The organism is Streptomyces sp. NPDC021356 (genome assembly GCF_040641015.1).
In the GTDB taxonomy this organism is placed as follows: Bacteria; Actinomycetota; Actinomycetes; order Streptomycetales; family Streptomycetaceae; genus Streptomyces.
Map to the genome: position 1 here is coordinate 1 of NZ_JBFACU010000058.1, position 22,920 is coordinate 22,920.

A 22,920-nucleotide genomic window follows, 5' to 3' on the forward strand; every position below is an offset into this window, starting at 1 on the left:
GGGCCGAGTGGGCAGCCGCGTCCCGCATGGCGGACGGCCGACTCATGACAGTGGCCGGGGTGGAGCACGCCCAGCTCGACGGCAACGGCCTCATCACCGACCTGCGCAATGAGTTCACCCGTCTTCCCGGCTGACATCCCTGTGCACACATGGGGGCCGGAACTGGAAACCAAGCCAACCGGCCCCTGCAGAGTCGGCGAAGCATCGCGAGAGGGCGTTTTGCCCCGTTGTTTCATCCCGGCTCGTCGGATGCAGGCAGGTCTGTAGTCCGCGCCATGTCAGGGTAGGTTCGCCGGTGCGTCGGAGGGCCATGGCGTTGATCATTGCGAGGCGGGCCATGGCTCCGGAGCGGTATGGGGGGCTTCGTAGTCGCGGGCCAGGCGTCGGCGCTGGATGACCGGCAAGGGTTCGTTCGACGGTCCAGCGGCGCGGTAGGTCGGCGAAGTCTTCGGTGGCGGGGGCGCGGCGGACGATGTGCATGTCGGCGCCGAGAGCGGCGGCGTGTTCGACGAGATGCCGGCGATGACCGCCGTCGATCGGTCTTGCGGACGGTGGGGTGCTCGGCAGCGACGTGGCGACGGGGACTGGCCAACCGCACCCCCACCAGCGGCGTCCCTTCGGGCCTTCCCGAGGTGCTTATCCCATCGGAGTTCCTTTCATGCTGATCATTCTGCAGGGCTCATGACATCGGCCTTCGCGATTCGCCGATCGCACCACGCGCCTCAGAGGCACGGAAATCGACGTCCTCGTACCCGACCTGGCCAAGGGCTGCCGACCCGGATCGCTGTCGCACAGCAGGCGTTCGACTCTTTCCCACGACCGCCGCTCGTGCTTTCCCACTCGTTCGGTGGCTTGGCGACCGGATCCCTCACCGGCGGCACCCCACCCGTCTCGCGTCCTACGTACTCGCCCCGGGGAGACCGCACACACGCCGCTGTCAAGGCGATCGAAGAGACCGGCACGCGCGGTCCCCTCCTGTCGGCGACGCGGCCGACCACGCAAGGCCGTCACACCCACACTCATTATGTAATTGGAGGCCTGAATGCCTGATGTGACAACAGAAGACGGCGTTCGAATCAATGTCGTCGAGAAAGGTCGGCCGGACGGACGCCCCATCATTTTCGTCCACGGACTGGGCAGTTCGTGCCAGGCGTGGGGAGGGGTGATGGACGTCCCCGGACTCCTCGACCGCTACCGCTTGATAGCGTTCGATCTGCGCGGCCATGGCCGCTCCGACACCGTTCTCAAGCCTGAACTGCTCACGGCGGACGGCCCGGCCGCCGGCGCGGAACTCTGGTCACGCGACCTGGACGCGGTGATGGTCGGCCTGACATCACCGATCCTGGTCGGCTGGTCCTTCGGCGCCGGCGTCATCCAGTCCTGGCTCTACACCCACGGCGGGCTCGGGCCGGCAGAAGCCGCCGTCCTCGCCTGCGCGCCCAACGTCATCGGCCCGGTGCCGCCCGGTGATCCGGCCGCGGGGCTCATCACGCTCGAGGGGGTCCAGGCCCTTGCCGGAGCCTCGCACGACGGCACGGCTTTCGCCCGCCGCATCCTTGCGAACCGCGCCGACGACACCTCCATCGATTCCGGCGAACTCAAACGCATCGCTGCCGTCGCCGGGGCCACACCGGCCGAGTCGGTGGCCGCGGTACTGCGACACATCATCGACTTCCGGCCCTTCCTCTCGACACTTGGCGCAGCGACCCGCGCGCGTATCACCGCCGTCATCGCCGACGGCGACCAAATCTTCAGCGAAGCCGCCAGCCAGATGGTCTGGGATCAAGTGGGGATCCGTACCGTCCACGTTCCTGACGCCGGCCACGCACTGCCCATCCGCGAACCCGACCGCTTCGCCCGGCTCCTGCTCGACCTCCTCGCAGCCCACGACTGACGGCTCGGGCTGAGAGCTGAGGGCCGAGCACGGGGGTCTGTACGGTCTTCGGCCCTGTCTCACATTCGGTGGCGACGGAGTGTGCTGCTATCCGAGGAGGACGCGGTGGCGGAGGAGGGTGAAGCCTGCTCGGCCGTGCACCTGGCTCGCGATTCGCTTGGTCTTGGTGTTGACACCTTCGGTGGGGCCGTGGCCGTACGGAAGTGTGAGTGCGGCCTGCACGGCGTCGCGGTCTCGGTGCAGGCCCCTGGCGAAGGCGTGCAGATGGGGCAGATCGGCTGAGCGAACTTCGACGATCCAGCGCGAGAGCCCGTCGGCGTTTCCTGCGCGAGGCGTCAGCAGTTTGGCGAAGTCTTCTACGACGGCGGCCGGTTGGGTCATCTCGGGGCAGGCGGCGGTGAGCCCTGCCAGAAGATCGTGATGTTCGGCCTTGAGCTTGTCGGGTCTGGTGAGGATCATCCGAGCGAGGCGGCGCGGCGAGATGTGGCTGCGGTCGGCGTCCGCGCGGCCCTGGTTGATGTACTTGTGCAGGAGGTTCAGGCAGCCGGCGAACCCGAAAGCCTTGATCTCTTCGAAGAGATGCTGGACGGGGACGGCGGGATCTTCGGCCCGGCGTGTGCGCAGGTGCTCGCGGTAGGGGGCGACGAGGCCGACGCGGTATTCGGGGACGCGGAGCATCCGCTCGGGCCGGTCGGCCCGAGCGTAGCGTTTGACTGTGTTCCGGGCCAGCTGCAGTCGGCGGGCGTGATCGAGCAGGCCCACGCCCTTCTCGAGCAGGTAGTGGACTTGGTGCCGGCGTTCCAGGGTCGTCTGCGCGTGGGGCCCGTCGTAGATGGGCGCGTCCAGCACTGCGGCCCAGCAGGTGCTGTGTGCCTTCACCTCACTCAGGGCGGCTTCACAAAGGTTGTGCCACAAGGTACTGGGGTTCAGTCAAGATTCTCGTGAAGCGGTGACGGAGCGTCGTGTCAGGCGGGTGCACCATCCATGCTGCGCTGCGCTGGTGACGCTCCGGTCGAGGCAGCAGGACGCTGCGATCGTGTGAGGGGATGCTGCAGCAGCTCCTCCCGCGCCCGGCGGCGGTGCTGGTGGAGCAGGTGCGAGTGGAGGAGGAAAAGGTGCTGGTCGTTGCACGGAACCCGGGACGGCACGGCCGTACCCTGTCGCGACTGCGGTTTGTCGGCCCGGCGGGTGCACAGTCGCTACCGGCGGCGCTTGGCCGATGTCGTCATAGGCGGCCGCCCGGTTGTCATCGATCTGGGCGTCCGGCGCTTGTTCTGCGATGCAGCCTGCTGCGCCCGTCGGACCTTCGCCGAGCAGGTCGCAGAACTAACCGTGAGATACGGTCGCCTCACTCCTGCCCTCGCCGAGATCGTGCGAGCGATCGCTTCGGCACTGGCAGGGCGGACCAGCGCCCGGCTCGCGGCTGTCCTTCGCACCCCGATCAGCCGCACCGCCTTGCTCAACGTGGTGATGGCGATGCCGGATCCGCCTCGAACTCCGCTGCGTGTCCTGGGCGTCGACGATTTCGCGACCCGCGGGGGTCGGCGCTATGGGACTGTGCTCGTCGACCTGGGTTCCCATCGCGTCGTGGATCTGCTGCCAGGCCGCGAGAAAGCACCCCTGGCCGCCTGGCTGGCCGATCATCCTGGCACCGAGATGATCCGCCGGGACCGGGCCGGCGCCTACGCCGAGGCAGCCAGGGCCGGAGCACCCCAGGCCCGACAAGGGACCTGGTGGCTGAATCCGTGCCTGTGCGGCATCTTCGCGATGGCCGAGAGGGACATGCTCTTGTGGAACCGGCGCCCGATCAGCGTCTTGATCCGCGTCAGCGTCCAGGCCTCGTCCGGCCAGCCGTGTGCGACCGGGCCCCTGGCCAGCTCCTGTTCCAGTACCGCGAACACCCGCTCGCTCAGCCGGGCAGCGACACCGGACCCACGGACCGAAGGCCGTCCCTGCCTGCGTCCTGCCAGGCCGGGTACCACCGCGGAACGGAGCGCACCCTCACCCGTAAGTCCTTGGCGACCTCGGCGTTGGAGGCGCCGGCGCCGAACCGTTCGGCGACCTCCATCCGGATCCGCTCACGAGACGCCTGCCGTTCAGGCGTCAGCCCACCACCCTGCGGATACCTCATGCATACGGCATACCGCGAGGATCACACCCCGTCAGCCCCCAACGACAACAAGCCCACAAACTCAGTAGCCGCGACATGATCACGGTGCGGTGGGTGACGCAAGGCGCGCTGGAGCTTCGTACAGGCCGCTGTGTTCGGCAGGAGCCCTTGCGCGAGGTGCTGCCGTGCTGGGCGGAGCAGCGACGCGTCCTGCGTTGCCGATCCTCAGCGCTTACGTGGCGGTGTTCCGGTTTGATGGCATCCGGCCACGAGCCATCCCGTAAAGAATCAGCCCCGCCGCGATCCGCCCCCACGTCAGGCGTGACGCGCCTCACATAGTGGGGCGGGAACGCCCTGTTGCTCGTATCCGACTACTGACAGGCACCGTGAGTCATGAGCCCTGTCTTGATGTCGGGGGAGCGGTGGTTGACACGATCGGGAGAAGCAGTGAGTCAAGTCTCCGGAGGCGAGCACGCCTCCACGTCGCCGTCCGCTCCTGGCTTGGGTCGCCGGAGATTCCCGGCGCTCGCGCCGGCCGGGTTCGTGCTGTTGCTCGCGGCGATGTTCGGCGTGTCCTACGCCGTGGGGGACGCGGTCGGCCCAGTCGCCCCCGGGATGCACGGGACGAGCAGCAGTGGCGGAGGCGACGGGCACGACGGCGGGTCGGACCCCGGTGGCATGGGCGGCATGGAGATGGATCACGGGAGTGGTGGCTGATGGGTGCCGTGCCTGTGCCGTCCCTGACCGTCACCGACATCGCGGTCGGTGGGATGACGTGTGCTGCCTGTGTGCGGCGCGTCGAGAAGAAGCTGGCCAAGATCGACGGGGTTGCGGCGAGCGTGAATCTCGCTACGGGCAACGCACGCGTGAGCCACCCTGCCGGTGTCAGCCCGCACGAGCTGGTCGCGGCGGTGGAGCAGGCGGGCTACACGGCCCGGCTGCCCAGGGCCGAGAAGGAGGAGGCGGCGACCGCGGACGACGAGGAGTCGGCGACCGGCCGTGCCGAGCGGCAGCGGCTGGTGATTGTCGCGCTGTTGGCGGTGCCGGTGCTGGTGGTGTCGATGGTGCCTGCGTTGCAGTTCAGGAACTGGCAGTGGCTGTGTTTCATGCTGGCGGCGCCGGTCGCGGTGTGGGGTGCCTGGCCGTTCCACCAGCGGGCGTTGCGCGGGGCGCGGCACGGTGCGGCGACGATGGACTCGCTCGTCTCGCTGGGTGTGGTGGCGTCGTTCTCGTGGTCGGTGTACGCGCTGTTCCTCGGCGGCGCCGGCGAGGTCGGGATGCGGATGCCGTTCTCGCTGGTGCCGTCGCCCGCGGAAGGCGTGGCGCATCTGTATCTGGAGGCGGCGGTCGGTGTGCCGCTGTTCGTGCTGGTGGGCCGGTTCCTGGAGGGGCGGGCCCGGCGGGGGACCGGGGCCGCGCTGCGGTCGCTGGCCCGGCTCGGGGTGAAGGACGTCGCCGTCCGCGAGGGGCGTCATGAGCGGTTGATTCCGGTGGAGGAGCTGGCTGTCGGGACCACGTTCCTTGTACGTCCCGGCGAGCGCGTCGCCACCGACGGTGTGGTGGTGGAGGGCCGTTCGGCGGTCGACCAGGCGCTGGTGACCGGCGAGAGCGAGCCGGTCGAGGCCGGTGCTGGAGATGCGGTGGTCGGCGGCGCGGTCAACGCGGGCGGACTGCTTCTGGTTCGGGCGACGGCCGTGGGCGCTGACACCCAACTGGCGCGCATCACGCAGTTGGTGACCGAGGCGCAGGCGGGCAAGGCACGTGCGCAGCGGCTCGCGGATTCGGTGGCCGGCGTGTTCGTCCCGGTGATTTTGGCGCTGGCCGTGACGACGCTGGGCTTCTGGCTCGGCGCCGGTGCCGAGGCGCAGGCCGCGGTCACCGCGTGCGTCGCCGTGCTGGTGGTGGCCTGCCCGTGCGCGCTGGGGCTCGCCACGCCGACGGCGCTGATGGCGGCGACCGGGCGCGGCGCGCAGTTGGGCGTGCTGGTGACCGGACCGCAGGCGCTGGAAGGCTTGCAGCACGTCGACACCGTGGTGCTGGACAAGACCGGCACGCTGACGTCGGGGCACATGAGCGTGGCCCGGGTCACCGTCGTTCCCGACAATCTGGCGGAGCGGGAGGTGCTGCGGCTTGCGGCAGCGGTCGAGGACGCCTCGGAGCATCCGCTGGGCCGGGCGATCGCCCTGCACGCGGTGCGCACGCTCGCCGACGAGGTGCTGCCACCGGTGACCGACTTCGTCGCGATGCCCGGCTTCGGTGTATGCGGACGGGTGGAGGGCCGGCTCGTCGAGGTGTCCGCCGTCGGTGACGGTCTGCCGGAGGCCCTCGGGGACGCGTTGCGTGCGGCGGAGGAGGCGGCGCACACCGCGGTGCAGGTGAGCGTGGACGGCTCGGTGGTCGCCCTGATCGCGGCGGGAGATGTGCTGCGGCCGGGGAGCTATCGGGCTGTGGACCGGTTGCGGCGTCTGGGTGTGCGGCCGGTGCTGGCCACCGGCGACCGTGAGGCCCCGGCCCGTGCGGTCGCCTCGCAGCTTGCCATCGACGAGGTGCACGCCGGCTGCGCGCCGGAGGACAAGGCCGCTCTGGTAGCCGTCCTGCGTGCCAAGGGGTGCCGGGTCGCGGTCGTCGGTGACGGCGTCAACGACGCGGCCGCCCTCGCCTGCGCCGATCTCGGGATCGCGATGGGAGCGGGCACGGACGTGGCGATCGGCGCCGCCGATGTGACGCTGGTGCGCGGCGAGATCGAGGCGCTGGCCGATGCCGTACGCCTGTCCCGCGCCGCCCTCGGCACGATCCGCGCCAACCTCGTGTGGGCGTTCGGCTACAACGTCGTGACCGTGCCGCTGGCCATGGTCGGCCTGCTGAACCCGATGCTCGCTGCCGCGGCGATGTCGCTCAGCTCGGTCCTCGTCGTCGTCAACAGCCTGCGCCTGCGCACCTGGCAGCCCACCCCCACCGCAGCCCGCCCGCACAAGCCCGGACAGCGTACGAGGAGCAACTGGTGACCATATCCACACCCGCTCCGTCGTCCTCCGGGGCGGCGGAACGCCTGAAGCAGCTGCTGCTCGCGGGGGCTGCCCCCGTGATCGCCTGCGTGGTGGCTCTGGGCGCACTGACCGCGTGGACCTCCCTCGGCAACGCGGGAACACCGCCCGACATCGCCGTCACCCGCGCCCGCGTCTTCCTGCCGACCGGCGCGACCCCGGACACGGCGGGCTTCTTCCGCGTCACCAACCAGGGAGACTCTGAGGACGAGTTGACGGAGGTGACCTCCCCTTCGGTCCCGGACAAGATCGCCCTGAGCCGTCACCGGATGACACCGGACGGCGCGGCCTACCGTGACGCCGCCGACCGGCTCCACGTGCCCGCGCGCGGCACGCTGGACATGAGCCCGATGTCCAGCGACGTCACCGTGCCCGCCGACCCCGACTGGCGCCTGGGCGACCGGATCTCCTTCGATCTGCATTTCACGCACAGCGGCACGGTGCGCGTGCGGGCGCAGGTCGTGCGGCCCGGATCGCTCAGCTGACGAGCGATGCCACATCGCGAACAGCGCAGCGCCCCGCAATTCAAGGTAGTCGGCACGAGATTCCCACAGGTTCCCGGCGAGGGAAAGGAGAATCCTCACGAGTGGATGTGAGGGAGTGTGCCTTTTTCGCGAGCCCGGTCCGTGCGAGCATATTCCCTGCGGAGCGCGATGGAATTCGCCTTCCCGAGCGCGCTCCGCACTCCTGCCGGCTGCCATGATCGCCACACCCCGTCCCGGTGCGGGAAGCAGCCGGCAGGATTTTGTCTTTTCTCCGTGGGTGGTGGGAACTGGGCTGGCGAACCGCCCGACTACTGCATCGGGGGGACAGGACCCCCTCCCGCAGGTATCGGAGGAGCGATCATGCCCGTCACCAGACCAGCAGCCGCCGTCGCGGCCGTCATCGCCTTGAGCCTCGCGGCCACGGCATGCGGCGGCTCGGCCGACGGCGACCCCTTGGGTGACCGTGCGCGCACCGCCGCCGCGGGCTCCGGCTATCCCGTGAAGATCGAGAACTGCGGCACGACACAGGTCTTCGACAAGGAACCGAGCAGGGTCGTCGTCATGAACGGAGCCTCCGTCGCCGAGACTTCGACGCTGCTGGCCTTGGGTCTCGGCGACAAGATCGTCGCGAACCAGCAGTCGTACGGCATGTCCGAGGTGCCCGGCCGCGCCGAGGCGATCAAGAAGCTCCCGACCGGGGGCGTCAAACTGAACGACGCCTTCGACATCCCCCGAGAGCCGATGATCGGCCTGCGCCCCGACCTCGTCCTGTCCACCACGTCGTACGGCTTCGACGCCAAGAACGGGTTCGCGACCCGCGGCGAACTCAAGAACGCCGGCGCGCGCACCTACATATCGCCGCAAGGCTGCCACGATGAGAATTCCAAACTCACCATCGAGGACAGCTACCGGCTCCTGCGCGATATGGGCCGCATTTTCCATGTATCGGACCGTGCCGAGAAAATCATCGCCGCCTCACGCAAGCGCATCGCCGGCATCGCGGCGAAGGTGAGGGGCAAGAAGAAGCCGAACGTCATGATGCTGTTCACCAACATGACGATGGGCAGCAACGACTTCAGCGCTGTTGTGGCCAGGGGAATCTACAATGAAATTCTCGACAAGGCGGGTGCCGAGAACGTCTTCGAGAACGCGTCGAAGACGTCGTTCGCCGACCTCAGCAAGGAGAAGGTGGCGGCCACCGCCGTCGACGCGCTCGTCGTCATCGCCTACCAGGACCCGAACCCCGCGGCCTACGCCGAGAAACTGTTCAAGGAGTTCCCCCAGTGGCCGGCCGCGAAGACCAACACGTACGTGACGGTGTCCGACTCGATCTACCTGAGCCCCGACAACGACCGGGCCGTGGAGCGGATCGCGAAGAAGCTGCACCCGGAAGCGTTCTGACCCCACCGGGCCGACGCCGCGCGGCACTCGCGCTCGTCGTCCTGCCGTTCGTACTCGTCGCCGTGATGCTGATCGCCGTCAGCATCGGCGCGGTCAACGTGCCGCTCGGGCAGGTGTGGCGCATCGTCCTGCACCACGTCACCGGTATCGGCCACGAGCCCGGCGACGGCGCGCTGGACCAGATCGTGTGGACGTTCCGCACCCCGCGCGTGGTACTCGCCGCCGTCGCGGGCGCGGGGCTCGCCCTGTCCGGCGCGGTGCTGCAGACAGTGGTAGCCAACCCGCTCGCCGATCCGCTCGTGCTCGGCTTCTCCTACGGTGCGACGTTCGGCGCGGTCCTCGTCATCACTCTTGGCGGGGGAGCGGCCCTGTTCGGGGTGGGGGTGTCGGCGGCCGCGTTCGCCGGTTCGGTCGTCGCGGGCGCGCTGGTGTTCTGGCTGGGGCGCCGACGCGGCCGGATGGCGCCCACCCGGCTGATCCTGGCCGGCGTGGCGGTCGGCTACGTGTTCCTGTCGGCCACCAGCTACGTCCAGCTCCAGGCCACCCCCACCGAACTGCGGACCGTGATGTTCTGGATGCTCGGCAGCGTGGCCGGCGCCCAGTGGCACCAACTGCCCGCCGTCACCACCGTCGTCATCGGCTGCACCGTGTTGCTCACCCTCTTCGGCCGCAAGCTCAACGTGCTCCTCGCCGGCGACGAGACCGCCACCTCCCTGGGCACCGACGTCAACCGGCTCCGCACGATTTTGCTCCTTCTCAGCGCCCTGCTCACCGGCTCCGTGATCGCGGTCGCGGGCGGCATCGGCTTCGTCGGCCTGATGATCCCCCACCTGGTGCGGCTCACCACCGGCGCCGACCACCGCAGACTGCTGCCGCTGTCCGCCCTGCTCGGAGCGGTCTACCTCGTCCTCGTCGACCTGCTCTCACGCACGCTGAACCGGCCGAGCGAACTCCCACTCGGCATCCTCACCGCCCTGCTGGGCGCCCCCTTCTTCCTGTGGCTGCTGCGCCGCAACAAGGGTCTGGACTGACACGCATGCGCCTCAATGTCGACCGGCTCCACATCACCTTCGACCGCCACCTGATCCTCAACGGCGTCGACATCGACGCCCGACCCGGCGACCTCGTCGGGCTCGTCGGCCCCAACGGCAGCGGCAAATCCACCCTGCTGCGCGCCGTCTACCGCTCCCTGCGACCGGCCGACGGCGCGGTCCGGGTCGGCGACGACGACATCTGGAAACTCAGCCCCCGCGCCGCCGCACTGCGTACCGCCGCCGTCCTCCAGGACGGAACTGGCAGCAGCGGCGGGCTCACCGTCACCGAGACCATCGCCCTGGGACGCGCACCCCACCACGGCCTGCTGGGACGCGACGGACCCCAGGACCAGCGAGCGGTCGAGGGCGCCGTGGACCGGTGCGGCGTACGGCATCTGGTGCACCGCGACTACGCCTCGCTCTCCGGTGGTGAGCGCCAACGCGTCCTTCTCGCACGGGCCCTGGCCCAGCAGCCCCGCCTACTCGTCCTGGACGAACTGACCAACCACCTCGACATCCGTGCCCGGTTCGAACTGCTGCACCTGATCCGCTCCACCGGCACCACGACGCTCGCCGTCCTGCACGACCTCGACCTCGCGGCCCGCTTCTGCGACCACCTCGTCGTACTCGACCACGGCAGCGTCGTCGCCACTGGGCCCGTCCTCGACGTCCTCACTCCGGCCGTGCTCGCGAAGGTCTTCGGCGTGGCCGCCGCGGCCCGGCGCGACGCTGACGGAGTAGTGCGGCTGACGTATGCGGCCGATCCGCTGAGCCCAGACGCCCGCGTAGCGAACTAGGCTCCGTCGAAGAGCTGTTCGGCGCTTGAGGGCGGTGAGCCGCACCTCGCACGCCCCGGCGGCCGTCCCGGCCGTCTCCGAACAGATACGGCAGTGCTCGCGGTGCCCGGCGTGCCGGCCGGCACAGCTCATACGCGTCCCGACAGGTGATGAGGCAGGCAGGCATCGAGCTGAATTGTGATCAGCGGCCGCTGGGCGTCGTCTCTGAACTCATCACCAGTACGACGACCGCGCAGGCCGAGTGCGAACGGGCGGGCAGCGCGTGCGCAGCGGGCATGCTCGCCGACAAGGACGCCGACTCGGTGCGTGAGGCGATCACCCGAAACCTCGACTGCGCAGACGTGACCGCCGCGACGGCCAGGCTGCTGGTGCGCGGACTGTCGATCGAGAGGCGGCTGCCGACGCTCTCGATGAGGCCCTGAGCCCTGAGCATGGCTCTCCCCAGCTGTGGGATGACAGGTCCGACGATATCGAGGCTCGTCGAACACCCCAGCAGCTTAAGGGCGTTGACGTCGTCGTCCGCCGTCCTCCGACCAAGGTTCCACGGCATGAAGACAGACAGGTGTACCGCTCCCACCGCCTGGCCCTGGGAGGACCAGGCGTCACAGGCCCGTCCCCGCCGCTTTCTGTGGCGCGAGCGCGTGTTCGCCTGCTGCCTGCCCGTGGCGGCGACGCTGCTGCTCGCGGGGCCTACGGCTGGCTGGGCTTCCGGTTCGGCGCGGCGACCGGCGTCTGGCCGGGTGCCGCCGCGGGGGTTCTCTCCAGCCTGGCCCTGCACGTGTTCGTGCGCCGGGTGGCGGAGGGAGGGCCCGTTCGGCGGTGGAACCCGGTCAGGCACCGGCACGAATGATCCCCCTTCGCCGTCGGCCCGTCCAGGAGTTCGCCGCCGGTCCACGTACACCGGGGGACAGGGTTCAGGCAACGGACGCCGCTTCGGCCGCGTGGCGGCCTGTGCCGGACAGAGAGCCGTGTGCAGGGCGACCTGGATTCCGATGCAGGCCGTCACCACGGTACGCCCGGCACGTTCGGACGCGGAAGCCCCCAGCCGACGACTGCCGTCATGAGGTCATGACCAGGACCACGAGCAGCGCCCACCACGGAATCTTGATGCCGGACATGACGACGTGCCCCAGGGTCGGGAGCGTGACGCAGATCGCCGCGAACACCCCGGTCCGCACCGTGCGCGCACACCGTCCAGCAGTCATTGCGCGCACATGCTCCCACCTCGGCGCCCGACGATCCGGTGCGTTGCCGAAATCACCGTGGCATCACACGCATACCGGTTCCGCCCCGGTGCTCCCTGCCGCTCGCCGCCAGTGCCAAGATGTGGCTGTGTACGTCAGCCGGTTGTTCCGCGCGATGCGCGCCGCGATGTTCGGCGCCGTGTGCGTCGTGCTCGCCGCCGTGGGACACGTATGGATGTCCGGCATGTCGCTGCCGTGGCCCGTACTTGCCCTGGCAGCCGTCGCAACGGCACTGACCGGCTGGCTGTTCGCCGCCGAGGAGCGCCGACGGCGCACCGTGGTCCTGCTGACATTGGCGATGCAGGCGTGCCTGCACGTCGCCTTCACCCTGTCCCAGTCACTCGCGCACGCCACCACCCCCACCGGCCCGTCCTCCGCGGCCACGCCCGAGCAATGGGCCCGCCTGCTGCTGTGCGGAGATGCCACCCCCGAAGCGGCGGCCCGCGCCTACGACCTGGCAGTGCAGACCGGCCTCACCCCGCAGATGCACATGCCGGCCGCCGGGCGCGGCGGCGGCGCGATGGCGCACGACATGGCCGGGATGGCCTCCACGGCCGGCATGCACCCCATGGACACGATGTCGGGCACGGCATCGTGGGGGATGCTCGCCGCGCACGTGGCCGCCGCACTGATGTGCGGCATCTGGCTGGCGCTGGGCGAGCGGGCGGCGTTTTGCGTGCTGCGCGCCGTCGCCGACCGGGCGTTCGTGCCCCTGCGTCTCGTCCTGGCCCTGTGCCCGGTGGCGGAGGCTCCCGTCCCTGCCCGGCGCACCGGTGCCACCGTCGCGCCCCTGCGCTCGCGGCTCCTGGTCCACACCCTCACCACCCGAGGTCCCCCTGGAGCACCCGCTGTCGCCTGACAGCCGGTGCCACGCGCCTGGCGGCTGACCGCTGCCCGGACGCGCTCCCGTGCCACGCCCATACGGCGGCACGGCTCAACTCCCGTTTTCCCGTGACACGCCCGTGAGCTGTCCGGCCCCGCGCCGACAGCCGCTCACGCATGCGCAGAACGGGATCCGAGAAGGGACCTCGGGCAATGACTCCTGCCCTGCCCGCGATGACCGACGACACGGTCACCGCTATCGCCCTCGCCGCCGCGCGCGGTGACGGCGACGCAGCAGAACACTTCGTGCGCGTCCTGCAGTTGGACGTGCGCCGCTTCGTGACCTATCTGGCCAAGGACGCGCAGGCCGCGGACGACCTCACCCAGGACACGTTCCTGCGCGCCCTGTCGAGCCTGCACCGCTTCGAAGGCCGCTCGTCGGCCCGCACCTGGCTGCTGTCCATCGCGCGCCGCGTCGTGGCCGACAGCCTGCGCCACGCGGCCGCCCGGCCACGCTTCGCCGACACCACCGACTGGCAAGGCGCCGCCGAGCGCTCCCAGCCCAAGGGGCTGCCCGGCTTCGACGACGGCATCGCGGTCATGGAACTCATCGAGGCCCTGCCCCCAGACCGCCAGGAAGCGTTCGTGCTCACCCAACTCCTCGGCCTGTCCTACGCAGAGGCGGCGGCGCTGGCCGGCTGCCCGGTGGGCACGGTGCGCTCGCGCGTCTCACGGGCCCGCGTCCTCCTGACGCGGGGTCTCGCCGATGCCGCAGCGCCGACACCCCGCCCCGGTACGCCCCCACTCACCGCGGCCTGACCCACCACGGGCTGACGCCGCCCTTCGCCGCACACGAATGCCGGCCGAGCAACGTGGCGTCAGCCCGTCCACCACGCCCCCTACGGCCTTGCCGTGACCCCGTTCACAGCAAGACGCCGGGAACTCACCCGCCCTCGCGGCCGGCCACTACACCGGACCGCCGAAAGCGGTGGACGGCGTTCCGTTACAGAAAGTCCCGTTATGGCGGAAAGCCGCACAGCGCGAGCTGCGACGGACATATCCACAGCCGAGCCGGCCCCCACGCCTCATGAGGGCGACCCGACAGATCCGGCCACCGAGACACGCACGCACACCGAAAGCCCGCACGGTGGCACCAGGCCGTCCGTGTCATGGAGCGGTCTGCGCCCATCCTGCTGCGGCTCCACTTCTACGCTGGAATCCTCATCGGTCCGTTCCTGCTCGTCGCCGCGGCCACGGGACTGATGTACACGGCGACCCCGCAGATCGAGGCGGTCGTCTACCGCCACGAACTCAAGGCCACCCCGCACGGCACCACACCCGAGGCGCTGTCTGCCCAGGTGGCGGCGGCACGCAAGGCGGTTCCTGGCGGCACGCTGTTCTCGGTGACGCCGGCCACCGGCCGCACGGACAGCACCCGCGTCGTCTTCGACAAGCCCGACCTGCCCGACAACTACACCCAGACCGCCTTCGTGAACCCGTACACCACTGAAGTGCTGGGGCAGGAGCGGACGTTCGCCGACTGGTGGCTGCCGGTCCGGGCCGCTCGCACGTGCTCGCGGGCTCGGTGCGCGGCCTCCCGCACCGCGGCTTCGGAACGCTCCACCGCCTCGGCGATCTCGGCGCGGCTGAAGTCGAAGACTTCCTTCAGTACAAACACCGCGCGCTCCAGCGGGCTGAGCGTCTCCAGCACCACCAGCATGGCCATCGACACCGACTCGGCCTCCGTGACGGCCTCGGCGGCGTCCTGGCCGGTGAATATGGGCTCCGGCAGCCACGGCCCCACGTAGGTCTCCCGCTCGTGCCGGGTGGAGCGCAGTCGTTCCAGTGCCAGGTTCGAGACGATCCGGGTCAGGTACGCCTTGGGGTCGGCCACCTGCGAGCGGTCCGCGGCGGACCACTTGGTCCAGGCGTCCTGGACTGCGTCCTCGGCCTCGGCTGCGGTGCCGAGGAGGCGGTAGGCCACGGAGGACAGCAGCCGCCGGTCCTGGAAGACCTGATGGTCGGGGTGGCCGGTCAGGTCGCTCACCAGGCCTCCCGGACGCGGGTGAAGCGACCCCCGCGGGGCCAGAACACGCCCGAGGCGGGCATCTTCTTCATACGGCCGTAGGTCGGCCAAGGTGAGGCAGTCACCATCTCCTTGTACCGGACGGCCATGCGTCCGGTCAGGCAGATCCGGCGCGGGCTGTCGTCGGGCCGGGTGAACTGCACCACCGCGTCGCCGCTCCCCAAGCTCACCGGCGTGTGGTAGTGGCCGAAGCGGAACGGCTTGGGCTGCTTGCCCTTGAGCACACAGTCGATCGACAGCGCGGCGTGCACCCCGGTCGGCATGCCGCCCTGGCAGGTGCCGTGCATGACGCCGTAGCCCTGGCGGATTGCGGCCGCGTCACCGATCGCGTACACGTCGGGGTGGGACACCGACCGCAGCGCGGCGTCGGTGACGATGCGTCCGCGGTCGTCGACGACCAGTCCGGCGGCGGCCGCCGGCGGCGACACGCGCGTGCCGCTCGTCCACTTGGCTTCGAGTGCGGCTGCTTTGCGGAATTCTGCGGCGACTGCGTGGGACTGCGTCTGTGCCAGGGAGTAGCAGGCCTGGCTGTTGGTGCTGTTGGTGCTGTTGGTCGAACCCGGCGGCCCTGCCGCCCGCGCTGCCTGTGCGCCGGCGGTTGGCCCGCTGGCCTCTCGGCTCCGGGATCGTGTGCTTGATCCGGCGTCTTCGCAGGCAACTGCGGTTGCGGCGGGAACGCGCGGGGCGGGTCGGGCAGTCTGGGCGGTCCGGTCGCGGCGCGTGGGTCGGGCCCTGTGAGCCGCACGGCAGGGTGGTTCTGGGTCCACCCCTGTGGGGGTGCTGGACCGCTGGTGGGCTGAACCGGCCGTTCATAGCGTTGTGTTCATGATGGATGACACGAACGGAGAACGAAAAGGTGCCACTCGGCGGACGGCGCTGCGTGGGCTGGGACTCGCGGTGGGGGGCGTGGCGCTGGCCAACGGGCTCGGAACCTCGCCGGCCGCGGCGGCCCCGCGTCGCGGGCTCGCCACTTACGTGCTGGTGCACGGTACCCACAGCGCCGGCGCGTTCTGGATGCCGATTGCGCGGGAACTGGTGCTGCGCGGCCACCGCGTCGTCATGGTGGACCAGCCGCGGCACGGCGCGGAGGCTTTCGTGGCGGAGTCGTACCAGCGGCAGGACCTCACAGCGATGGCGGTCGAGCCGTCCCCGCTGAAGGGCCTCGGGCTGGACGACTACGAGGCGCGCGTCACGGGTATCGTGCGGCAGGCCGCACGGAACGGCCCGGTGGTGCTGGTCGGGCACAGCCTGGGTGGCGTGTCGGTCAGCCGTGTCGGCGACGCCGTCCCGCACCTGCTTCACCACATCTGCTACATGGCGGCCTTCTGTCCCAGCCGCGTCCTGCCCACGGCGGACGCCTGCACGGCGGCACCCGAGAACGCGGACGCCGTCAGCCCGGTGGAGCTGACGGTGGGTGACCCGGACCGGCTCGGGGTGTTGCGGCTGAACTTCCGTACGGGTGTCAGCGGTGAATTGGCCCTCTTGAAGGAGATGATCTGCGCGGACTACCCCGACGCCGACTTCCGCCGGATACTGGCCGGCATGCAGACCGACGAGCCCGTCGCCGCCTATGCGGGCCGAGCGGTCGGCCGGGCCGGCAACTGGGGACGCATTCCCCGTACGTACCTGCGTTTCGGCAGGGACCGTACGATCGCCACCGCGCTCCAGGACAGAATGATCGCGGAAGCCGACGCGTCCACACCCGGCAACAGCTTCCGCGTGCACGATTTCCCCGGGGCGTCACACGTCGGCCCTCTGGATCCCACCCCGGTTGCGGACGTCCTGGACACGCTCGCGGGGCAGGGGGGCTAATCATCGCCGAACGCGACGAGACGGCCGTGCTCACATGGAAGGAGGGGACGTGGGCGGAGCCAGAAGAGCAAGGGCGGCCTGCGGGGGCTACATCTGCCTCGAGGACGAAGCAGGCTACACCCGGAAACCGCCCCGAGGACGCACCTGGGGCCGACGCGGCCGCACCCCGGTCGTGACGGTCAGCGGGCGACGCTCGGGACGCCTGTCGGTAGCCGGGCTGATGGCGATGCGGGCGGGTTCCCGGCCCCGGTTGTGCCACCGTCTGCGCGTTCACCCCGCTGGCCGTGGCAAGCGCCGCAGCATGGGAGAGGGGGACTTCATCGCGCTGGTCGACGGTGTGCACCAGCTCGTCAAGGCGCCGATCAGGCTGGTCTGGGACCACCTCGACACCCACGTCTCCCATGCCATGCGCAAGTTGATCGCAGAGCGCGAGTGGCTGACGGTATTCCTGCTGCCCGCATACTCGCCCGACCTCAACCCCGTCGAGTGGGTATGGGCACACGTCAAGCGCAGCCTGGCCAACCTCGCCGTGGTCGCCCTCGACCGGCTCGAGACGCTCGTCCGCAACCGGCTCAAACGCCTCCGGTACCGGCCCGCCACCCTCGACGGCTTCATAGCCGGCACCGGCCTGGCCCTCGATGCCCTCACGTCACCTTGACGAGCCGAAGTCAGTAGCCGGAAGTGCCACCTTGTGTTTGCCGGGTGCGCCGGCCGACACCGCCGAAGCCGTCGCCGCCCGCGAAGGCCTGGACCTGGCGGACGACCTCGCCACGGTGCTCCGGCATACCGCCCGCGCCGCCGCGGGCCGCCGGCGCACCGAGCAGTCAGCCCGCCGCCGCGGCGATGGGCGTTCACTGAAGTCCTACGCCTTCACCCTGCTCAGCCGCCAGGCCCCGCACCCGCGCACCTCCGAACACCGAGGAGCCGGGCGCGGGCCTGGGCCCGGGTCGGTCTGTGGCACGCGGAGATGCAGGCGTGGATCGCAGCCCTCGGCATCGACGGTGCCTCCGTCGCCCGGGACTGCCGCACGGCAGGCCTCGCCCTGTCCGCGATGGGCGTCGTCCTGGAACGGGATGCGCGTCAAGCACCGCCTGCGGGGCGGAGAGAGCGCCTTCTCCGTCCTGGCCCGCACCGCGGCCTGCGGGCGCTCACTGAAGGACTGCCCCGCCCAGGGTCTCGTAGGGTGGCGGTGGTCCCCCGCAGGGGCGGCCCGTGTGAGGTCAGGAAGGGGACCACACCACCGGCCAGTAAGGGGGCAGGAGTGAGCAACCGCGGGGACGGGGTGAACACCGCCACCACTGACCTCTGGCACCACTTCGGCCGCGCCCGGCACGCCACCGAACGGACCGCGCCCGGTGTCTTCCGCTCGAACTGGGGCCAGGACGGCGCGCCCGGAGCCGAACGCCTTGGCGTCCTCACCGGACTGTGTGCGGCTCGACCCGGACGGCAAGTGGCTACACATCGACAGCCTCGACACCGAGCCGGGCAGCGTGGACCTCGCCGGGCTCCCTGCCAGCCTGGCTGATGCGTTGCAGGACTGGCTGGGGTCGACCGGTACGTCGGACGAGGACGTTGCCCAGTTCGTGGGGTGGAGCGTGGAAGAAGTCGCTCGCCACCGTGAGGAAGTCTGCCGAGAACAGGCTCTACGTGGCGCTCCCGGGTTCATGCCTGCGTAGTGTACCGGTCCGCGGGCTGCGGCGTGTAGGTGAGAACGAAGCGCGTTTGTTGTTGAGCGCCAGCAGCACTGGCTGGCTGAGCAAGCCCGGGAATGGCAGTGTGATTCGGGCGCCTCGGAATGGTGATGCCGTAGGGATGGTGGTGGGGCATGAAACGGGCGAGCTCATGTAATCGGGAGTCGCGTATTCATCAGCCGGTGAGGGCCCGTGGTCACCGTGAGTGGTTACCTGGGGCGTAGCGCCGCCAGGTTCCGCCGGCCTCGGCGCAAGCTGCCCGGTGATGTCGTCGTGGGTCACGGCCCGGGAGGATGAGTCGGTGGCCGTCGGCCAGAAGACTGCGGGCGGGCCTGGAGGCCGATACCGCTGCTGCCGCCGGCGATGAGGAGGGTCTTCATGATGCGCCTGGTAAGGGGGCGGGCAGCCCCCGGCCGGTTGGAGAGTGAGCAGGTAGTCGTCGTAGGCGTGCTGGGTCAGGCGCCGATGAAGTTCTCGGCCTGGGTGCGGCTGGTGTGAACTGCCCGGCAGCTGAGGGTCATCTCCTGCGGCGCACGGTGTGGGACGCCTTCGCAAGCCTCGGTGCCGACCGAGAGATTGATGGCTACGTAGCTGGCTTCGAAGATGGCGAGGGCAGGCGGAGCAGGCGTCATATGGTGCCTGTTGCCCGGCGCTTCCTGCTGGTGTGGGTGCGGTCGGTGGTCCAGGCGAGCGCGGCGATGGCGGGGAAGGCTGCCGCGGTGAGGGTGACCGTATGCCAGTTACTCAGGTGGTGGGCGAGGGTGCCGAGTTGGGAACCGGTGGCGCCGCCGATGAAGAAGGTGGCGATGTAGACGCTGGTGATCCGGGCGCGGGCGTCTGCGTCGAGTTGGTAGATGGTGTGCTGTCCGAAGATCAGGGAGCACTGCACGGCGCAGTCCAGGAGGACTGCGGCGGCGGCGAGGACGAGGATCTGGTGGGCGGCCAGGCCGGCCCAGATGAGGGTGGCGGAGGCGAGCAGGCAGGTCACGGGGGTGAGCTGGTGAGCGAGCCCTCGGTCGGCGAGGCGGCCCGCGAGAGGGGCGACGAGCGCGCCGGCGGCGCCGACGAGGGCGAACAGGCCGACCTGGAGCTGGGAGTAGTTGTACGGCGCGGTGGTCAGGACGTAGGAGATGGTCGTCCAGAACGCACTGAAGGCGGCGAACATGCAGGCGTGGTAGAAGGACCGGCGGCGCAGCTGCGGGTGCACGCGGATCAGGCGGGCTGTGGAACGCAGCAGCGCGGTGTAGGGATCCGTGCTGGTGGGGGCCCGGTGCGGCAGCGCGCGGCGCAGGACGAGGGCCAGAATCGCCATCAGGGCGGCGGAGACCAGGTAGACGGTGCGCCAGCCTGCGACGTCCGCGAGCAGGCTGCCGACGGTGCGGGAGAGCAGGATCCCGGCGAGCAGTCCGCTCATGACCTTGCCCACCACGGCGCCGCGCAGGTGATCGGGGGCGAGGTCGGCGGCGTAGGGGACGAGGACCTGTGCGACGACGGAGGTGGCGCCCGCGACGAGCGCGGCGATGAGCAGGACGGTGAAGGTGGGGGCGAGGCCGCCCGCGGCCATGGCCAGGGCCGTGACGGTGAGCAGGACGGAGACCAGACGGGAGTTCTCGATGCGGTCGCCGAGGGGGACCAGGAACACCATGCCGGCGGCGTAGCCGAGCTGGGTCAGGGTGCTCAGCAGGCCGGCGGTCGAGTCCTGGAGTTGGAAGGCCCGGCGCAGCATCTCCAGGAGCGGCTGGGCGTAGTAGAGGTTGGCGACGGTCAGCCCGCAGGAAGTGGCCAGGAGTACGACTAGCCAGCCGGGCAGGGCTTGCTGTCGCGCGTTTGACCCCGGTGTGGCACGGGCGGCTGTGGGCACGGGCATGGTCCATCTCCGGATCGGACGTGGGGAGGGCGGAAGCCGAGTCGACTCCACAGATCGGCCAGCCCAGGAGCTGTGCCCTGGCCCGAAACGGGCACCTCGATCGCTCGAGCGAGCAGCCTGCTGATATAGAACCAGGATTCCACATTGAACTTCGATTCAATATAGAACGCGACGGGTAGCATGTCAAACATGAAGAACTCGGGCGACCCGCTTCCCCAGGGGATCGAAATCGGTGCACTGTCCAGGATCGTTCGGCACCACTTCGCCGACCGGATCGAGCAGGTCATCCACCCTCTGGGACTCACCCTCGGGCAGTGGACGGTGCTGCGGGAGCTGAAGCGGGCACCCGGCGCCTCCGCCTCAGAGCTCGCGCGCGCCGCGGTCCACACGCCGCAGGCCGTCAGCCGTCTCGTCCGGACCCTGCAGGAGGAGGGACTGGTGGAGCGCTCCCCGGCCCGGGGCCGGATGGTGGACAACCATCTCACGGCCAAGGGGCACAAGGTGATGGATGAGACGTTCATCCAGATTGAGGCCCGACTGGCTCCGGTACTGCAGAAGTTCGGCAGGGCCAACGCCGAGGAGTTCCTCCGCCTGGCTCATCTCCTCATCGAGGCCCTGGAGGACCCCGCCTGAGCCAGATAACCGGTCCGTCAACACCGGTAGGGCCCAAGTGGCCGACAGCACGAACGACACCGCCACGCTCTGGTTATCGGCGTCGCCGCTCTCGGTGCGGCCGGCTCGCCGAGCGGGCCCGCCGCCTCGCCGAGGACCGGCCGACCGCCGCGGCCACCCTGTCGGCAGCCGTCGCCGCCCGCGTCTACATGGTGTATTCCTCTACTCGGTTTTCGATATGGAAACCGAGTAGAGGTTTCCCATATCGAAAACCCCTGTGCTGCACGGTCCAGGCATCGCCGGAGCCGTCCAGTTCCGACTGCGTTCTCATTCCGGGGAAGAGGGCGAGGTACCCGAGGAAGCCGGAGGCGGCCTCGGTGCCGCCTGGGCCGGCGGCCAGCTCGCGCCTGGCGGTCACGGGGTCGCCGAGCAGGCCGGGGGTGGCCGACCTGCCCGCCGTGCCGCTGCCGGGCCTGGACGATCTGCGCCGTCGACGTGTGCTTACCTCCCGGCTCCCCGTACCGGCCACTCCGTACACCCGCCGGGCCCCGCTCCCTGAGTGCCGCAGTTCGGGGCTCCGGAACTCTGTGAGTTGAGCGCCGAGACCCAGCCCGGTCAAGGCACGTGCCGTGAAGGCACTGCCAACGTGGTTACGCAAAGCGCTCCCCATCGGTCATCGGCGTGGGCGAGATCGGCCGGGCCATCGTGGCGGGCCTGTGCGACGGCGTCGAAGAGTCACCGGAGACATACCTCTCGCCTCGCGGCGCCCGTACAGCCGCCGCGCTGTCCCAGGCCTCCTCGTGGTCGGCGGCGCGGAGGACGGAGAGGACAGGGCCGAAGATCTCCTCCTGGTGGATACGCATGGCCGGGGTGGCCCGGTCGAAGGGGGACGTACCGGTGAAGAGGCCGTTCTCATGCACGAGCAGCACGAAGTCACGTCCGTTCACGAGGAGTTCAGCTCTCTCTTCGACGCCCAGGGTTCCCGGGGAGATCCGGGGCGGGGCTCGTGCGTGCGTCCACGGACACCACCGCCCCGGCCCCGGAGGGCCGCGGCCTCCAGTCGTCTGCCTACGACGCCCCCTCCCCGGACCTGCTTGCCCGAGCGGACCGCGGCTTCGCCCGGTTCCTCGCCCGGCACACCGAGGAGCAGGACGGCCGAGCCGATGGCGTCCAGGAAGTCACCGATTCGGGCGCGGCGGTCCTTGAGCAGGTGTCCGACGCCCGTCCCGTCGGCGAGCCCTGTGCCCTGCGTGGCGCCGACAGCACCGGTACCCTGGCCACGGGCCCGGGGCCTGCCGGCCGGCCCTGTCCTGCCCGGGAAACCGTGGTCGAGGGTCTGCACCGCATCCTCGCGCAAGCCCTCGGCTACTCGAACGCGAAGACCCCGCCCCGGAGTTCGGCGGACAGTACTTCTCGGCCGCGGGACGTCCGTCCTCCCGGACTCAGGATCCAAGTGTCCTGGGTGTGTGAGACCGGAGGTCAACCGGCCATGCACCACGTCGCCGAGCCGGACTCCGGCCGGGGACCTTGCCGACGCGGCTTCAGCCGCGTCGGCACATCCGGCCGGCGCACCGGCCATCCGGTGTCAGAGAACAGCGCCGCTCCAGGCCTGCACCGGTGCCTGGAAGGCGGTGCCGGTGCTGCGGAAGAAGAAGAGCGCGTTGCGCTGACGGCCGTCGGCGGTCTTCCCCTTGTCGTAGTAGACGGCGATGTCGTCCTTGCCGTCCCCGTTGTAGTCACCCGATCCGAGGAGTCCGGCCGACCAGGAGAAGCTCCCCGAACTGGTCCACGTCTTGGAGACGTCGAACCCGCTGCCCGTACTGGTCAGGGTGAACAGCAGGGACGTGTGTTTGCCGTCCGCGTCCTGGCCTCCGTCGTAGAAGACGGCGATGTCGTCCTTGCCGTCGCCGTTGTAGTCGCCGGATGTCGGCAGGCTCTTGGACCATTCGAAGTTGCCGGGGCTGGTCCAGGTCTTCGTTGCCTGGAATGTGCTGCCGTTGCTGAGGAGGGTGTATACGGAC

General features: G+C 70.1%; 19 protein-coding genes and 8 pseudogenes. 15 read left to right on the forward strand and 12 right to left on the reverse strand.

Going from position 1 to position 22,920, the window contains the following annotated elements; genetic code table 11:
- Positions 1-264 precede the first annotated feature (264 nt).
- Positions 265-571: pseudogene (locus AB0G56_RS39465) on the reverse strand (IS5/IS1182 family transposase); the annotation flags it as partial.
- 471 nt (positions 572-1,042) lie between these two features.
- On the opposite strand from AB0G56_RS39465, the gene AB0G56_RS39470 reads away from it, so the two are divergent.
- Complete coding sequence (locus AB0G56_RS39470) at positions 1,043-1,894, forward strand: alpha/beta hydrolase (RefSeq protein ID WP_360980320.1); 852 nt, start codon at positions 1,043-1,045, stop codon at positions 1,892-1,894.
- A gap of 87 nt (positions 1,895-1,981) precedes the next feature.
- On the opposite strand, the pseudogene AB0G56_RS39475 reads toward AB0G56_RS39470, so the two are convergent.
- Positions 1,982-2,809, reverse strand: a pseudogene (locus AB0G56_RS39475) (transposase); the annotation flags it as partial.
- A gap of 69 nt (positions 2,810-2,878) precedes the next feature.
- Between AB0G56_RS39475 and AB0G56_RS39480 the strand changes: the two are divergent.
- A pseudogene (locus AB0G56_RS39480) lies at positions 2,879-3,559 on the forward strand (transposase family protein); the annotation flags it as partial.
- 17 nt (positions 3,560-3,576) lie between these two features.
- On the opposite strand, the gene AB0G56_RS39485 reads toward AB0G56_RS39480, so the two are convergent.
- Both AB0G56_RS39485 and AB0G56_RS39490 read right to left on the reverse strand, forming a co-directional pair.
- The gene (locus tag AB0G56_RS39485; protein WP_360980322.1) at positions 3,577-3,795 is read right to left on the reverse strand and encodes a winged helix-turn-helix domain-containing protein; all 219 of its coding nucleotides are present in this window, start codon (positions 3,793-3,795) and stop codon (positions 3,577-3,579) included.
- Between the two features lie 8 nt (positions 3,796-3,803).
- Positions 3,804-4,025, reverse strand: a complete 222-nt coding sequence (locus AB0G56_RS39490; protein ID WP_360980324.1) for a helix-turn-helix domain-containing protein — start codon at positions 4,023-4,025, stop codon at positions 3,804-3,806.
- 480 nt (positions 4,026-4,505) lie between these two features.
- Between AB0G56_RS39490 and AB0G56_RS39495 the strand changes: the two genes are divergently transcribed.
- From AB0G56_RS39495 to AB0G56_RS39525, 7 genes are all read left to right on the forward strand, one after another.
- Positions 4,506-4,721 (forward strand): hypothetical protein, encoded by a 216-nt coding sequence (locus AB0G56_RS39495; protein WP_360980327.1) that lies wholly within the window; start codon positions 4,506-4,508, stop codon positions 4,719-4,721.
- On the forward strand, positions 4,721-7,009 hold the full coding sequence (locus AB0G56_RS39500) for a heavy metal translocating P-type ATPase (RefSeq protein ID WP_360980330.1): 2,289 nt from the start codon (positions 4,721-4,723) through the stop codon (positions 7,007-7,009). The genes AB0G56_RS39495 and AB0G56_RS39500 overlap by 1 nt, the downstream gene beginning before the upstream one ends.
- Positions 7,006-7,533, forward strand: a complete 528-nt coding sequence (locus tag AB0G56_RS39505; RefSeq protein WP_360980333.1) for a copper chaperone PCu(A)C — start codon at positions 7,006-7,008, stop codon at positions 7,531-7,533. The genes AB0G56_RS39500 and AB0G56_RS39505 overlap by 4 nt, the downstream gene beginning before the upstream one ends.
- A gap of 360 nt (positions 7,534-7,893) precedes the next feature.
- On the forward strand, positions 7,894-8,934 hold the full coding sequence (locus tag AB0G56_RS39510; RefSeq protein WP_360980336.1) for an ABC transporter substrate-binding protein: 1,041 nt from the start codon (positions 7,894-7,896) through the stop codon (positions 8,932-8,934).
- Between the two features lie 65 nt (positions 8,935-8,999).
- Positions 9,000-9,965 (forward strand): iron ABC transporter permease, encoded by a 966-nt coding sequence (locus tag AB0G56_RS39515; protein WP_360980339.1) that lies wholly within the window; start codon positions 9,000-9,002, stop codon positions 9,963-9,965.
- 5 nt (positions 9,966-9,970) lie between these two features.
- Complete coding sequence (locus AB0G56_RS39520) at positions 9,971-10,765, forward strand: ABC transporter ATP-binding protein (protein ID WP_360980342.1); 795 nt, start codon at positions 9,971-9,973, stop codon at positions 10,763-10,765.
- Positions 10,766-10,914: 149 nt separating this feature from the next.
- Positions 10,915-11,187 (forward strand): hypothetical protein, encoded by a 273-nt coding sequence (locus AB0G56_RS39525; protein ID WP_360980345.1) that lies wholly within the window; start codon positions 10,915-10,917, stop codon positions 11,185-11,187.
- Positions 11,188-11,823: 636 nt separating this feature from the next.
- On the opposite strand, the gene AB0G56_RS39530 is transcribed toward AB0G56_RS39525, so the two are convergent.
- On the reverse strand, positions 11,824-11,970 hold the full coding sequence (locus AB0G56_RS39530) for a hypothetical protein (RefSeq protein WP_360980348.1): 147 nt from the start codon (positions 11,968-11,970) through the stop codon (positions 11,824-11,826).
- A gap of 127 nt (positions 11,971-12,097) precedes the next feature.
- Between AB0G56_RS39530 and AB0G56_RS39535 the strand changes: the two genes are divergently transcribed.
- From AB0G56_RS39535 to AB0G56_RS39545, 3 genes and pseudogenes are all read left to right on the forward strand, one after another.
- Complete coding sequence (locus AB0G56_RS39535; RefSeq protein ID WP_360980351.1) at positions 12,098-12,868, forward strand: hypothetical protein; 771 nt, start codon at positions 12,098-12,100, stop codon at positions 12,866-12,868.
- Positions 12,869-13,044: 176 nt separating this feature from the next.
- On the forward strand, positions 13,045-13,650 hold the full coding sequence (locus AB0G56_RS39540; protein ID WP_360980354.1) for a sigma-70 family RNA polymerase sigma factor: 606 nt from the start codon (positions 13,045-13,047) through the stop codon (positions 13,648-13,650).
- Positions 13,651-14,000: 350 nt separating this feature from the next.
- Positions 14,001-14,318 (forward strand): annotated as a pseudogene (locus AB0G56_RS39545) (PepSY domain-containing protein); the annotation flags it as partial.
- Between the two features lie 74 nt (positions 14,319-14,392).
- On the opposite strand, the pseudogene AB0G56_RS39550 reads toward AB0G56_RS39545, so the two are convergent.
- From AB0G56_RS39550 to AB0G56_RS39560, 3 pseudogenes are all read right to left on the reverse strand, one after another.
- Positions 14,393-14,878: pseudogene (locus tag AB0G56_RS39550) on the reverse strand (sigma-70 family RNA polymerase sigma factor); the annotation flags it as partial.
- A pseudogene (locus AB0G56_RS39555) lies at positions 14,875-15,363 on the reverse strand (FAD-dependent oxidoreductase); the annotation flags it as partial. The pseudogenes AB0G56_RS39550 and AB0G56_RS39555, both read right to left, overlap by 4 nt.
- Positions 15,364-15,484: 121 nt before the next feature.
- Positions 15,485-15,592, reverse strand: a pseudogene (locus tag AB0G56_RS39560) (IS5/IS1182 family transposase); the annotation flags it as partial.
- Positions 15,593-15,814: 222 nt separating this feature from the next.
- Here AB0G56_RS39560 and AB0G56_RS39565 point away from each other — a divergent pair.
- Positions 15,815-16,729, forward strand: coding sequence for an alpha/beta hydrolase (locus tag AB0G56_RS39565; protein ID WP_360980389.1), 915 nt, complete (start codon positions 15,815-15,817; stop codon positions 16,727-16,729).
- A 34-nt stretch (positions 16,730-16,763) separates the two neighbouring features.
- Positions 16,764-17,387, forward strand: coding sequence for a transposase (locus AB0G56_RS39570; protein ID WP_360980357.1), 624 nt, complete (start codon positions 16,764-16,766; stop codon positions 17,385-17,387).
- A 1,661-nt stretch (positions 17,388-19,048) separates the two neighbouring features.
- Here the strand turns inward: AB0G56_RS39570 and AB0G56_RS39575 are convergent.
- Positions 19,049-20,287 (reverse strand): MFS transporter, encoded by a 1,239-nt coding sequence (locus tag AB0G56_RS39575; protein ID WP_360980360.1) that lies wholly within the window; start codon positions 20,285-20,287, stop codon positions 19,049-19,051.
- Between the two features lie 189 nt (positions 20,288-20,476).
- On the opposite strand from AB0G56_RS39575, the gene AB0G56_RS39580 reads away from it, so the two are divergent.
- Positions 20,477-20,920, forward strand: coding sequence for a MarR family transcriptional regulator (locus AB0G56_RS39580; RefSeq protein WP_360980363.1), 444 nt, complete (start codon positions 20,477-20,479; stop codon positions 20,918-20,920).
- Positions 20,921-21,693: 773 nt separating this feature from the next.
- On the opposite strand, the pseudogene AB0G56_RS39585 reads toward AB0G56_RS39580, so the two are convergent.
- From AB0G56_RS39585 to AB0G56_RS39595, 3 genes and pseudogenes are all read right to left on the reverse strand, one after another.
- A pseudogene (locus tag AB0G56_RS39585) lies at positions 21,694-21,876 on the reverse strand (aldehyde dehydrogenase family protein); the annotation flags it as partial.
- Complete coding sequence (locus AB0G56_RS39590; protein ID WP_360980366.1) at positions 21,843-22,256, reverse strand: hypothetical protein; 414 nt, start codon at positions 22,254-22,256, stop codon at positions 21,843-21,845. The pseudogene AB0G56_RS39585 and the gene AB0G56_RS39590, both read right to left, overlap by 34 nt.
- A gap of 228 nt (positions 22,257-22,484) precedes the next feature.
- The coding region (locus tag AB0G56_RS39595) for a VCBS repeat-containing protein (protein WP_360980369.1) at positions 22,485-22,920 on the reverse strand (436 nt) is incomplete at its 5' end.